Below are 13,522 nucleotides of genomic sequence, written 5' to 3' on the forward strand. Positions count from 1 at the left end.
AATATGATGAAAAAAATAGTACTTGTATTATTTGTTGGCCTGCTAGGTTTAAGTGTAACAGCACAAGAAACAGCAGCAAAAATAGAGTTTAAAACCGAGACCGTGGATTATGGTGAGATAGCAAAAGGATCTGACGGAGTTAGAGTTTTTGAATTTACCAACACTGGTAATGCTCCACTTATTGTGAGCAAAGTAAGTTCTAGTTGTGGATGTACCATTCCTAAAAAACCAGAAGACCCAATTTTGCCAGGTAAAACCGGTGAAATTCAGGTAAAGTATGATACGAACAGAGTGGGTCCTATCCGTAAGGCAATTACGGTAATATCAAACGCTGATACACCTACAAAGGTTTTAAAGATAAAAGGTGAGGTAAAAGCAACTACCGGTACCAAATAAGAAAACCTTTATATAAAATTTAAAGCCCAACTAAAAAGTTGGGCTTTTTTTATGCGCTACTGTTCATCGAACAAGGGTTTCAACTCAAAACTAAACAGCAAATCATTGTTATAACGTTCTACCAACACTTTTACTTTCTTACGTTTGTTTTCATTTAACATGGTCATAATCTCCTGTAATTTATAGCGGTAGATACGTTTTCCATTAACCGCCAAAATGACATCCCCTTCCTTTAACCCTGCTGAATGTGCTGGACTGCCTTGCCGTATACCGGATACAACAATCTCCGGAACCAGGCTAAGCCTTGTGGCCCCCTGCAAAATAATCTGCACATCTCCATAGCTTTTTTCATCGTTATGAACTACCCCATTACGATCGGCAATACGTTCCGCCACATAGCGCACTCCCGCATGCTCTAAATTAATACCACTTATATTATAGGTAAACATTTTATTGAAGTTGCCATTCTTTTTAAGTATCAACTTTCTATTGGTGTAATCAAAAACCATATTGAACCTCTTTAAGACTTCACCTCCCAAACTACCATTTCTACCACCAAAATCCATAATGTTATTAAAAGTTTCCATATCCGGAAAGGCGGCCTTGGCATCCTTTAGGACATAATCTGAAATTCTTAAACGATGAATTTTAGTTCGTTTACCATAAATATTACCAGCAAGCCCTTTACCTAAAAAATCATCATAATACTTTTTAGGTATTTGCAAAAAATCATTTTCAAACAGCCAAACGGCATCACTACTACCCGTATCCAATAAAAGCTTTACAGGTATTTCCTTATTATCCTTAACTAAGACATGGGCACTTATATAGGCCTTTTTACGTACTACGGATAAATCTATTACACTAGAATTTTTTGATGGTCGATATGTATAACGATCAGGGTCATAAAATTTAATGGTCCTGCTCGTATAGTTAATATCCACAACAAAATCCCTGAACAGGTCATAACCAATAATACCATGAATGGGTACACCCAGATTTGGCGAGAAATTGATACCGGCATCCATAACTACATAAATATTCTGCACAGTATTCTCCACACTGCCCAATTTAACTGTATTGCCAGTAGATTTTAATGCATTTATGGGGTCACCTTCCCCTAACCCGTTAATAGTAATTTCCGTAACATTATTTAATTGAATAGAATCTTGGTCGGATAAATTAAAAAGAATTGGTGTTCCTACTCCAGAATCCAGTACAAAGGATAGCTTTGAGCCATTAACTTCAACAGGTATTACTATTAAGTTATTAATCAGCTCAAACTTGACCTTATGAAATTTCTTTCCATTGGTCAATGTATACTTCTGGGAAAAACATGCCGTTGAAAATGATAATACCCATAAGAAAACCAAAATCTTTTTTAGATGTAACACTATCGTTTTTAATTAGTTATCCTCTTCAAGATACAAAATTTATAGCTTCAACACCTTATTTTAACACCAGAAACCTTCTTCAAATAAAACCCGATTAAATTGTAATAACCATAATCATTTATCACTTTTGCGAAAAATAAATTGAATATGCCATCTGTTTCTAATAAAGGGCTTACAATGCCCCAATCACCTATAAGAAAACTAGTTCCCTTTGCAGAAAAAGCAAAAAAACAAGGAGTTAAAGTAATTCATCTTAATATTGGCCAGCCAGATATTAAAACCCCTCAGCAAGCCTTGGATGCGGTAAAAAATAATGATCTAGCCGTTTTGGAATATAGCCGTACGGAAGGATCAGAAGAGTTTAGAAGCAAAATTGCCAACTATTATATAAAAAATGACATTCCAGTAACCGCAGAAAATATTATTGTTACCACTGGTGGATCTGAAGCCTTGGCTTTCACCATGAACACTATTGCGGATACAGATGATGAAATCATCATTCCAGAGCCTTTTTATGCAAATTATAATGGATTTGCTACAGCTTGCGGTGTTACCGTAGTACCTGTGGTATCCAAATTGGAAGATAATTTTGCCCTTCCCCCTATTGAGGAGTTTGAGAAGTTGATTACGCCCCGTACCAAGGCCATTTTAATTTGTAACCCAGGGAACCCTACAGGGTATTTATACAGTAAGGAAGAAATACAAAAGTTAGCCACTTTGGTTAAAAAACACAACATCTTTCTTATTGCTGACGAGGTATACAGGGAATTCACCTATGACGATAAAACACATAACTCCATATTAAAAGAGGAAGGTTTAGAAGAGCATGCAATCGTTATTGATTCGGTTTCTAAAAGATATAGTATGTGCGGAGCCAGAATTGGTTACCTTGTTTCTAAAAACAAAGAGTTTATTGCCACCGCACTAAAATTTGCACAGGCTAGATTATCGCCCCCTACGTACGCCCAAATTGCCAGTGAAGCCGCATTGGACACTCCTGACAGCTATTTTGCAGAGGTAAAGACCGAATATGTTTCCAGAAGAAATTTGTTGATTTCTGAATTGGAGAAAATTGAGGGAATAAAAATAGCCAGACCCCAAGGTGCCTTTTATTGTATTGCAGAATTGCCCATAAAAGATGCAGACCATTTTGCACAATGGTTACTGGAAGATTTTAGAGTTGACAATGAAACCGTAATGGTAGCACCGGCAGCAGGCTTTTATGCAACAGAAGGGTTGGGTAACAATCAAATTAGAATTGCATACGTTCTAGATAAAGAAAGCTTAAAAAGAGCAGTACATATTCTCGCTGAAGCCCTTAAAAAGTATAAAGGCTAATTTTTAAAATTTAGATTAATCAGTTTAAACTTCTTCTTTTTATTTCCCATGAACAACAAATTTTCATGGGAAATATTTAAATAATTATTGGCACCGTATCCACTACTTAAATAAGCCCATATTTGCTCATCATCAAGTTTAAAAACAATACTCTCTTCCATATCCCCTGTATCATTATTTAACCTTACCGCTTTCAGAATATTATTGGAAAGAAAACTGCCATTGTATTTAGGAACCCTACTCTCTTTATTTAAATAGTTTTTTTCAGTATCGTTAAATACAAAAAACTGATTTTTATCATATACTTTCCAAACAAACCCCACATTATAATCTGTTCCTGATTGATTTTTCGGAATCTCCCTAATCCAACTTAACTGGTTTTCTTCATTGAACTTGTAAACGAATATACTTCTACTTTTTGCATCTGTCACAGCATTTCCCGTGAATTTAGAAGTTGTAAATGTTGAAGGACTTCCATTTTCAGTAACAATCACCAAGTCATTATTAGGCAAAATCTTAACTTTTCGCATTACCACTTCTTTTTGTGAATCTTCAACCCAATTTTTATTTTTCTTTTGTTTCTCAGTAAGTTCTAAAAAATTCTCTTTAGTGGGTTTAATAATATTTTTATTCACTAACTCTAATTGTTGTGTTAGCTCAACAATTTCAAAATGATAAAATAATTTACCATTAGATTTCATTTGTAATACTACCAATTTTAAATTATCATTTTCATTGTTTTGAACTAAGCTAAATTTACCCCCAAGCCTATATACTATACTTTCCTCAAAAGGCAAATCATAAGATTTTATTTTTTCATCTTTATATATTCTTTTTATCGAATACCCATTAAATGCTTTTTTATCCTCAGTATGTTTTTTACCTAAATATTTTCTTCCGGTCATATACACTGATCCATCATTACCAATTTTAATTGATGCGGTATAAAAGTGTTCTTTATGAATGGATACATCTTTTCCTCCAAATTCCTTATCCCACAGGATATTAAGATTTATATCAAAAATGGTTATTTTATATGAATTATCTGTAAATACGTTACTCACATTAGATTCAAACAGTAACAATTTACTTTTATCGGCCGACTCTTTAATTGAAAAAGAGCTGTCTTTTTTATTAGCGTTAGAATGAATTTGAATATCAGCATCAAGTGTAAAATTCTTTTCATACCTTGGCGATATACATTCCTTGTTTTTCAAAATCTGACAAAATGCTGTAAAAAGCATATATTCCGTTATCATTTTTATACAACTTATGTATATATCTATCCTTACTTTCCAAATCATGAATTATATGTAAATCTTCATCATAAACGGCCCAACTCTGCTTTGAAACAAAACCGCTATAGGTGTTTTTTACAACCAAAAGATTACCATTTTCAAGAGCAATACTTGCGGTAACCAATTCAGTATTTACTGTTTCCTTACTTTCTTCACTTAACTGATAATTAACTTTAAATTGTCCAAAAATAGAAACATTGAAAATTAGCATTGATATCGTAGTTAAAAATACCTTCATACTCTTTTTTTTAAAATTGATAATTCATAGATACAAAAACGAGTAATCTATTTATTTAGTATTGTTTTTTTATAAGTTTGCCAAGGTTTCAAATAAAATGAGCATAAAATTGATTTGAAACTTTTAAAACCATTAATGGTAAATGGAAGTAAAAGAACACTTTTCCTTAAAAAACTACAACACCTTTGGTATAGATGCCAATGCGCGATATTTTGCTGAAGTTAATTCGATTCATGCATTACAGGAGGTTTTGAGTAATGACACGTATAAGCGAAAAATTTTCATAGGCGGCGGCAGTAATATGTTACTCACAGGTGATATTGATGCTTTATTCATCTATGTTAACCTTAAAGGCAAACATATTGTACAAGAATCAGATAAGCATGTTAGCGTTAAAGTTATGGCTGGCGAGAACTGGCATGAATTAGTGCTATGGACATTAGATAATGGATTTGGAGGATTGGAAAACATGTCGCTTATTCCCGGTAATACAGGAACGGCACCCATACAGAATATTGGAGCTTATGGCGTAGAACTCAAGGACACTTTTATAGCATGTGAAGCTGTACGTATTTCTGACCAAAAATTAATGTCGTTTTCCAAGGAAGATTGTGCATTTGGCTACCGTGACTCTTTTTTTAAAAATGAGGGTAAAGATAAATTTGTCATCACCGCTGTCACTTTTTCATTTACCAAAAAAAACCACATCCTAAAAACAGGTTACGGGGCCATTGAAGAAGAATTGGCCAAAAATGCTATTACCAGCCCAACGATAAAGGATATTTCAAATGCGGTTATTGCCATACGCCAAAGTAAATTACCGGACCCCAAGGAATTAGGAAACAGTGGTAGTTTTTTTAAAAACCCAATAGTTTCCTTGGAAACGTTCAATGCTTTTATTGGCAATCATCCTAATGCTCCCTATTACAAAGTTTCTGATAATACGTATAAAATACCTGCCGGATGGCTCATTGAGCAATGTGGATATAAAGGTAAAAGGATAGGTGATGCGGGGGTACATAAAAAACAAGCGTTGGTACTCGTAAACTATGGAAAGGCCTCAGGAGAGGATATTATATGCCTGGCGGAGCAAATCATTAACGAGGTAATGAACCGTTTTAACATTAAAATTGGTCCAGAGGTCAATATCATAAAATAACCCCTGCAATAGATTACAGGGGTTATTACCAAACCAAACTAACCAAAAACAAAGTGGTAGTTACCAGCTACCAACTTATAAGATATATATCTTTATATAACGCTTAATTAACAATCAATTTTATAATTTAGCGTTTAGACATATACGGTCTAACCGGGTGGTTTGGATGTCCATTTTAAAAAAAAATAGTACATCTTTATAAATTATGAGCACGTTACTAGAAAATCATATTGTAGAGTTATTACAGGAGCGGAATGAAAAAGCAATTTCCCTTTTGTACGATAACTATGCAGACACCTTGCTGGGTGTAGCCAACAAGGTTGTAAGAGACCCGGAATTGGCCCAGGACGTAGTTCAAGAATCTTTTGTTAAAATCTGGAAAAAAGCAGATTCATACGATCCCAAAAAGGCAAAATTGTTTACGTGGCTTTTTAGGATAACCCGCAATACCGCTATAGATAAATTAAGAAGTGTAAATACAAAAACAGATAAGGAAATCCAAATAGACGTTTCTGACGTATATACGTTAGGCATAGAGAGTACAAGGCCGGAATTAATGGATGTAAAAGAACATCTAGGAAAAATTGAAGATAAGTATCAAATTGTTCTAGAAGCACTTTTTTTCCAAGGAATGACCCAACAAGAAGCAAGCGAAGAATTGGATATTCCTTTGGGCACCATTAAATCTAGGTTAAAAATAGGTTTACGTGAATTAAGTAAGATCTATGGTCCTTCACTAGTCATATTGTTATTAAACTTCGTATTATGAAAGATAAAATAAAAAAATTTCTAGACTCTGACCTTTTAGAGCAGTACCTATTGGGTACCACCACAGAACTGGAATCCTTGCAGGTAGAGCGTTATATCGCCATGTACCCAGAGGTACGTGATACGTATAATGAATTACAGGAAAACTTGGAACTTTTTGCCAAGCAATATGCCATAGAAGCCCCACAAGGGCTAAAGGATAAAATCCATTCCAGAATTAAATCTGAGCGCAGGGGTAGAAAAAAATTCTTCAATTACGCCATTGCGGCAAGTATAGCTGCAATTATGTTTGCCGGTATTTCAACTTTTTTCTGGAACCAGAACCAAGGCTTACAGGAAGAAAATAGTGTGGTGAGCAATAAGATAAAGTTGTTGGAAGAAAATATGAAAGAACAATTAGAGGATGTTCGTAACCAATTTATTGTTCTTAACAACCCACAGACCAAAAAGTATAATGTAAAGGGCAATCAAAAAGCTAAAGAACTAAAAGCTGTTGCCTACATTAACCCGGTCAAGAAATTATCGTATATCAATGTTAGCAAACTACCTAACATACCGGAAAGCCAATGTTTTCAAATGTGGGCCGAGGTCAACGGTAAAATGATCAACTTAGGTGTAATCGAAGAAGCGGGCGACCAACAAAAGTTGATGGCCTTACCTTATGCAGATAATGCAGTTGGCTATATCACCATTGAACAAAAAGGAGGCAACCACACCCCTAACGTAGATAATATAGTTGCCAATATAGCGTATTAGACAATTACAACATAAAGAATTCTTAAAGCCCCTATTTTGGGGCTTTATTTTTTATCTTTGTACAAAATAAGCATATGAAACTAATATTTTTAACCATTGGCTTGCTAGCTTTGGCGTTTGCCGGTATCGCCATAAAAATATGGGCAAAGAAAAATGGTGAATTTGCAGGTACTTGTGCAAGTCAAAGTCCCTATTTAAATCAAGACGGACAAGCTTGCGGTATGTGCGGCAAATTACCAAGCGAACAAGATTGTAAAAAGGATACCATTACAGAATAAGAATTTAAATTTGTAAATTGAGTTCCCACAAAATAGTTATTTGAATAACGCAGACGAATTAGAAACAACAATACTTAAGGCCAAGAAAGGCAATCAAATTGCTTTTAGTCGCTTGTTGGATATGTTTTGGAACGATGTCTATGGTTTTCAATTAAAACGCACAGAAAACGAAAACGATTCTGAGGATATTACCATACAAACCTTCTCCAAGGCATTTGATAAAATACACACCTATAATGACAAGTATGTATTTAAAACTTGGTTGATTACCATATCCAAAAATATACACATTGACCTTGTTCGAAAACGTAAAAAAAGTTTACTGGACTCTAGAAGTAATTCTGAAGTCATAACCTCGGTTTTGGACGTTGCGCCCACAATGGAAGATCAACTGATCCAAGAGCAGAATCTGGCAGATTTATTGCGCGATATCAAAAAGTTAAAGCCCCATTACCAAGAGATAATCAATTTAAGATATTTTCAAGAACTAAGCTATGCAGATATTGCAACAGCCTTGAACGAACCCATGAACAATGTAAAGGTAAAGTTGCTACGTGCAAAAAAACTGCTTCTTGAAATTATCAAAAATCGTAAATAAATAGCCTTAGCCATTTTTAAAATCAATTCTTTTACAGAAGAAATTAGTCCAAACAATCTCCTTTAACGAGACTTTTTTAGTTCGTATATTTGTATTAAAATTAAAGCATGTCCACAGTCTTAAAAGAAAATGTAGCTCCACCAAAAGGCAAACCAAAATGGTTACGGGTAAAGTTGCCAACCGGTAAAAAATACACCCAGCTACGTGGTTTGGTAGATAAATACGATCTACATACCATTTGTACAAGTGGTAGTTGTCCTAACATGGGCGAGTGCTGGGGAGAAGGAACTGCAACATTTATGATTTTAGGTAATGTATGCACCAGGTCCTGTGGATTTTGCGGGGTTAAAACCGGTAGACCTGAAAATGTAGATTGGGCAGAACCTGAAAAAGTGGCCCGTTCCATTAAAATAATGGGTATAAAACATGCGGTTGTAACCTCGGTAGATAGAGACGACCTTAAGGATATGGGCTCTATAATTTGGGCGGAAACAGTAAAGGCAATACGGAGAATGAACCCAAATACCACATTAGAAACCTTAATACCCGATTTTCAAGGAATTGAAAAACATTTGGATAGAATTGTGGCCGTTTCTCCAGAAGTGGTCAGCCATAATATGGAAACCGTTAAGCGGTTAACTAGGGAAGTTCGTATACAAGCTAAATACGACCGTAGCCTAGAAGTACTCAACTACTTAAAAAAGGAAGGCATCAATAGAACTAAGTCTGGTATTATGTTAGGACTTGGCGAACATGAAGATGAAGTGATTACCGCCCTAGCGGATCTACGCAAAGTTGATGTAGACGTGGTAACCATTGGGCAATATTTACAGCCGTCTAAGAAGCATTTACCCGTAAAGGAATTTATTACTCCAGAGCAGTTTAAAAAATATGAGGAGATTGGTCTTGAAATGGGTTTTAGACATGTTGAAAGTGGTGCCTTGGTAAGATCTTCTTACAAAGCACACAAGCATATACTATAATTTTAAAAATCCACTGATCCTTATACACGAATCAATCGGTTCATGAAATAGGATGATAGATATAATTTACCCTCGGTTGACCAATGCAAAAAATTAATATTGGCATTAATGGTTTTGGTAGAATTGGCAGAACCCTTTTTAGGCTATTACTACAACATGACCATTTAAATGTGGTTGCTATAAATGATTTGGCAGACGCCAGAACACTAGCCCATTTGTTAAAATATGACAGTATTCATGGTTCCTTACATCATGAAATTAAGACCACGGACAAGGGTATACAAATAGAAGAACGGGAAATTGCATTGACCAATCACGATCATCCATCTAAAATAGAATGGTCCAAGAACAAGGTTGACCTAGTAGTAGAATGCACCGGTAAATTCAAGGAAAGGCCAACATTATCGCACCATATAAAAAATGGGGCAAAGAAAGTAATTCTATCGGTTCCACCTACAGAGGAGGATATTAAAATGATTGTTTTTGGAATTAATGAAAATACGTTGTCCGCTTCTGACGATATTGTATCCAATGCCTCCTGCACCACCAATAATGCAGCCCCAATGATAAAGGTAGTCAATGACCTTTGCGGCATTGAACAAGCTTATATTACCACTATTCACTCCTATACAACGGACCAAAGCCTACATGACCAACCCCATAGAGATTTACGAAGGGCACGTGCGGCAGCACAGTCTATTGTACCTACCACCACAGGTGCGGCAAAAGCCTTGACCAGGGTGTTTCCACAATTGGCAGATGTTATAGGTGGCTGTGGCATTAGAGTGCCCGTTCCTAATGGATCTTTAACAGATATTACCCTGAATGTCAAAAGAAACACCTCTATTGAAGAAATAAACAATACATTTGAAAAAGCGGCGCAAACTGAATTTAAGAATATACTTTACTATACAAAAGACCCTATAGTTTCTATTGATATAAACAATAGTTGTTATTCTTGTACGTTTGATTCTTTAATGACTTCGGTTATTGGCAGAATGGTCAAAATCATTGGCTGGTACGATAATGAAACCGGATATAGTTGCAGAATTATCGATTTAATTAATTTTATGAACGGCAAAAATTATATTTGAAATCCATCATTTCACATAAGGCCATACTTTTTTTATGGGTTCCATTATTTTATATAATGGCTTCCACGACCGCTCTTTGCCAAGATTTTGTACCGCCCAAAGAAATTCAACCTTATTTTGATCAAGCTAGAACCTTTAGAAATCAGAATAAGATAGACCTGGCCCTTGAAACCTTAAACACTGCCGCAACAGAAGCTGAAAAAAGTGAAGATGTAAAATCCTTAATAGATAGTTTGCATGAGCTGGCTCTCCTCTATTTAAAAATTGATAAAGAAGGCGATACTGAATTTTATTGGGACCGCGCCAGCGTATTGCTAAAGGATATTGCATACCCATATGGAGATGCCATGCATAAATATATAGAGGCTATTCTTCTCTATAGAAGCAAACGTAATTTTCAAGCCTTGTTCATGATCAATGAAGCCAAACAGCTTAATAATGATCGGAATTTTTTCAATAACCTAATTTTGACAGAGGCCAAGATTTATATCAATCTTGAAAAATATGAGAGCGCTACTAAAAACCTAAATTCATTAATCGTAAATACAGATGTTTACGAAAAGGAATATTTGGCCACACAAGCTTATTTAACACTAGCAGAACTAAACTTAAGGACCAATAATTTAACGGAGTCTGCTAAAAATGGGGAAAATGCACTTGCCCTGGCAAAACAAAACGGTTTTTTGGTAGATATCAAAGATGCCAACTCTTTACTAACCAGTGTTTATGAAAAGTTAGGATTGTATCAGAAATCATTGGAAAACAGTCAGAACTTAGTAAAATTAAAGGATTCTATTTTTAATGTCGATAAAATTAAAATTGAGGCAAAGACCGCAGATAAAATAAGGGACGATTATAAAACCGAGGAAATTGCCCGGCAAGAAAAGAAAATTGAGGAACTGCAAGAATCTCAAAATAGGTCTGAGTTCACCACGATCTTAATTAGTTCATTTTTGATTATTATTTCTTTACTGGCGGTGACGCTTTATAGAAACAATCAAATAAAACTTAAGACAAACGATCTTTTACAAACAAAGAACAAAGAGCTGCAAATTGCTAGGGATGGAGCGGTACAGGCTATGGAAGCCAAAACAAATTTCCTATCCACGGTTAGCCACGAGCTTAGAACACCTCTTTACGCGGTTACGGGCCTTACTCATTTATTACTCGAGGAAAACCCAGAAGAACACCAAAAGGAACACTTAAAAGCCTTAAAATTCTCAGGGGACTATTTGCTTAATTTTATTAATGATATTCTACATATCAATAAAATTGATGCCAATAAATTGGAGCCCTTGAATATGGAGTTCAACCTTAAAAAGGTCATTAATGAAGTTATAAACTCATTATCTCAAAGCGCCAAAGCGAACAAAACAAAGTTAATCTTGGATTATGACGAAAGTATACCGGGACATTTAATGAGCGACCCTTTAAAGCTTTCCCAAATCTTTATGAACCTTATAGGTAATGCCATAAAATTCACCAAAGGCGGCGAAGTTAGGATCACCACCAAACTTTTGACTAAAGCCAAGGACCAGGTCAGGATATATTTTGAAGTTCATGATAACGGCATAGGAATTTCCAAAGAAAAGCAAAAAAGTATTTTTGAAGGTTTTGAACAAGGTTCCATACAAATTAACAGGGAATATGGTGGTACCGGACTAGGCCTTACCATTGTTAAAAGCTTATTGGGTCTGTTCAATAGTAAAATAGAACTGGATAGCACCTTAGGTGAAGGAAGTTCTTTTTCTTTTGAGATTGCAATGACCAGTATGGAAGACCTTCCGGAAGACTTTGTTTTGGAGGAAGCACAAAAAGATTATGATTTTAAAAATCTTCATCTCCTAATTGTTGAAGATAATAAAATTAACCAGGTCATTACCAAAAAAATGCTTTCCAAAAAAGAAATGACCAGTGACATTGCCAATAATGGTCATGAGGCTATTACTTTGGCACAGGAAAATGTATATGACGCTATTTTAATGGACATCCATATGCCCGGAATAAGTGGCGAAGAGGCAACCATAGAAATAAGAAAGTTCAATCAAGATACTCCAATTATTGCATTAACCGCCATTTCCTTAGATGACAGCTTGGAGAGTTTCTATGCCGCAGGATGTAATGATGTAGTCACCAAACCATTTAAACCCGAAGTATTTTATCAAAAAATTGGTGAAAACATTTTTGATAAAAAATCTAGCTCAATTTCATAAAGTTATCTAATTCTTTTTGGAACAATGCCTTATCCTTGGTATTAAATGAGTGTGATACTTCTATAAAATGCAAATTATCCACTTTGGATTTTAACCTTACATAATCCTTTTCCGTCGTTAATATGCACTCTTTTTGTTTTAACTGCGCCACCTCCTGATCAGTAAAATAATGGTGATCGCTAAACTTTAAGTGTTCAAAAACGAGTCCTTCTTCCTTTAAAAACGTTATTAAAGGTTCAGGGTTGGCAATACCGGTTACCAAAGTTACTTGGGTACCTAAGAGCTCGTCCAAATAGATCTCATTACCCTTTAGCTGCTTATTATACGCTAAATGACCAAATAATACTTGCTGGTTTTCTTTAGGACGAATTTTATTTCTAATGGTCTCCTTTTCTTTTATGGATAAATCTACAGGACATTTGGTCACTACAATGATATTGGCCCTTTTTGCTTCGCCCTTTGCATCCCTTAAATTTCCAGTAGGCAAATACCAGTCATCAACATACAGATTTTCAAAGGCGGTTAGGAGTATTGAGAAACCAGGTTGTACCTTTCTATGTTGAAAGGCATCGTCTAGAAGAATGACGTCCGGATTTGTTTTTTCTTGCAATAAGGTTATGCCGTTTCTTCTATCGGCATCTACGGCAACAGCTACTTCTGGAAATTTATTTTTTAATTGATAGGGTTCATCGCCCATATCTTCTACTGTGATAGTATCTGTGGATAATAAAAACCCTTTGGATTTTCGCTTATATCCCCTACTTAAAATAGCAATATCATATGTATGTTGCAATGACGCCACCAACCATTCTATCATTGGGGTCTTGCCCGTACCCCCCACACTTAAATTACCTACACAAATGGTTTTTACGGTAAAAGCTTTTGATGAAAAAATACCCCAATCAAAACATCTATTTCTTAAATAGATGATAAGACCATAAATTAATGAAAAGGGAAAAAGAAGTTTTCGTACTACCTGCATTAGTACGAAATTATAATAATTTATCTT

Annotated in this window: 14 protein-coding genes; 10 read left to right on the forward strand and 4 right to left on the reverse strand. The window is 35.2% G+C overall.

What is annotated here, in order from left to right:
• Nucleotides 1-3 precede the first annotated feature (3 nt).
• Nucleotides 4-396 carry a DUF1573 domain-containing protein gene (locus ABVM52_RS02940; protein ID WP_405383548.1) on the forward strand — a complete coding sequence of 131 codons (393 nt, stop codon included), beginning with the start codon at nt 4-6 and terminating at the stop codon, nt 394-396.
• 56 nt (nt 397-452) lie between these two features.
• Here ABVM52_RS02940 and ABVM52_RS02945 read toward each other — a convergent pair whose 3' ends face one another.
• A complete protein-coding gene (locus ABVM52_RS02945) occupies nt 453-1,790 on the reverse strand; it encodes an aspartyl protease family protein (RefSeq protein WP_405383550.1) in 1,338 nt (445 codons plus the stop codon).
• Between the two features lie 147 nt (nt 1,791-1,937).
• Here ABVM52_RS02945 and ABVM52_RS02950 point away from each other — a divergent pair, with 147 nt between their 5' ends.
• Nucleotides 1,938-3,128: a pyridoxal phosphate-dependent aminotransferase gene (locus ABVM52_RS02950; RefSeq protein ID WP_405383552.1), complete on the forward strand. Its 1,191-nt coding sequence runs from the start codon at nt 1,938-1,940 to the stop codon at nt 3,126-3,128.
• On the opposite strand, the gene ABVM52_RS02955 is transcribed toward ABVM52_RS02950, so the two are convergent.
• Nucleotides 3,125-4,345: a hypothetical protein gene (locus ABVM52_RS02955; protein ID WP_405383554.1), complete on the reverse strand. Its 1,221-nt coding sequence runs from the start codon at nt 4,343-4,345 to the stop codon at nt 3,125-3,127. The genes ABVM52_RS02950 and ABVM52_RS02955 overlap by 4 nt on opposite strands.
• A complete protein-coding gene (locus ABVM52_RS02960; protein ID WP_405383556.1) occupies nt 4,311-4,664 on the reverse strand; it encodes a hypothetical protein in 354 nt (117 codons plus the stop codon). Before ABVM52_RS02960 ends, ABVM52_RS02955 begins: the two co-directional genes overlap by 35 nt.
• Nucleotides 4,665-4,806: 142 nt before the next feature.
• Here ABVM52_RS02960 and murB point away from each other — a divergent pair, with 142 nt between their 5' ends.
• The 8 genes from murB (at nt 4,807) to ABVM52_RS03000 (ending at nt 12,513) form a co-directional block, all read left to right on the forward strand.
• Nucleotides 4,807-5,823 carry a UDP-N-acetylmuramate dehydrogenase gene (gene murB / locus ABVM52_RS02965; RefSeq protein WP_405383558.1) on the forward strand — a complete coding sequence of 339 codons (1,017 nt, stop codon included), beginning with the start codon at nt 4,807-4,809 and terminating at the stop codon, nt 5,821-5,823.
• Between the two features lie 205 nt (nt 5,824-6,028).
• Nucleotides 6,029-6,592, forward strand: a complete 564-nt coding sequence (locus ABVM52_RS02970) for an RNA polymerase sigma factor (RefSeq protein WP_405383560.1) — start codon at nt 6,029-6,031, stop codon at nt 6,590-6,592.
• Nucleotides 6,589-7,347 carry an anti-sigma factor domain-containing protein gene (locus ABVM52_RS02975; RefSeq protein WP_405383562.1) on the forward strand — a complete coding sequence of 253 codons (759 nt, stop codon included), beginning with the start codon at nt 6,589-6,591 and terminating at the stop codon, nt 7,345-7,347. The genes ABVM52_RS02970 and ABVM52_RS02975 overlap by 4 nt, the downstream gene beginning before the upstream one ends.
• Nucleotides 7,348-7,421: 74 nt before the next feature.
• Complete coding sequence (locus tag ABVM52_RS02980; RefSeq protein WP_405383564.1) at nt 7,422-7,625, forward strand: membrane or secreted protein; 204 nt, start codon at nt 7,422-7,424, stop codon at nt 7,623-7,625.
• Nucleotides 7,626-7,665: 40 nt separating this feature from the next.
• Entirely contained in the window at nt 7,666-8,223 is a 558-nt protein-coding gene (locus tag ABVM52_RS02985; RefSeq protein ID WP_405383566.1) for an RNA polymerase sigma factor, read from the forward strand.
• Between the two features lie 107 nt (nt 8,224-8,330).
• The gene (gene lipA / locus ABVM52_RS02990) at nt 8,331-9,206 is read left to right on the forward strand and encodes a lipoyl synthase (RefSeq protein ID WP_405383568.1); all 876 of its coding nucleotides are present in this window, start codon (nt 8,331-8,333) and stop codon (nt 9,204-9,206) included.
• Nucleotides 9,207-9,289: 83 nt separating this feature from the next.
• A complete protein-coding gene (gap, locus tag ABVM52_RS02995) occupies nt 9,290-10,300 on the forward strand; it encodes a type I glyceraldehyde-3-phosphate dehydrogenase (protein ID WP_405383571.1) in 1,011 nt (336 codons plus the stop codon).
• Between the two features lie 56 nt (nt 10,301-10,356).
• Nucleotides 10,357-12,513 (forward strand): ATP-binding protein, encoded by a 2,157-nt coding sequence (locus ABVM52_RS03000; protein WP_405383573.1) that lies wholly within the window; start codon nt 10,357-10,359, stop codon nt 12,511-12,513.
• Here the strand turns inward: ABVM52_RS03000 and lpxK are convergent.
• A complete protein-coding gene (gene lpxK / locus ABVM52_RS03005; RefSeq protein WP_405383575.1) occupies nt 12,497-13,495 on the reverse strand; it encodes a tetraacyldisaccharide 4'-kinase in 999 nt (332 codons plus the stop codon). The genes ABVM52_RS03000 and lpxK overlap by 17 nt on opposite strands.
• Nucleotides 13,496-13,522 lie beyond the last annotated feature (27 nt).

It is taken from the genome of Maribacter sp. LLG6340-A2 (assembly GCF_045057105.1).
Lineage (GTDB): Bacteria > Bacteroidota > Bacteroidia > Flavobacteriales > Flavobacteriaceae > Maribacter.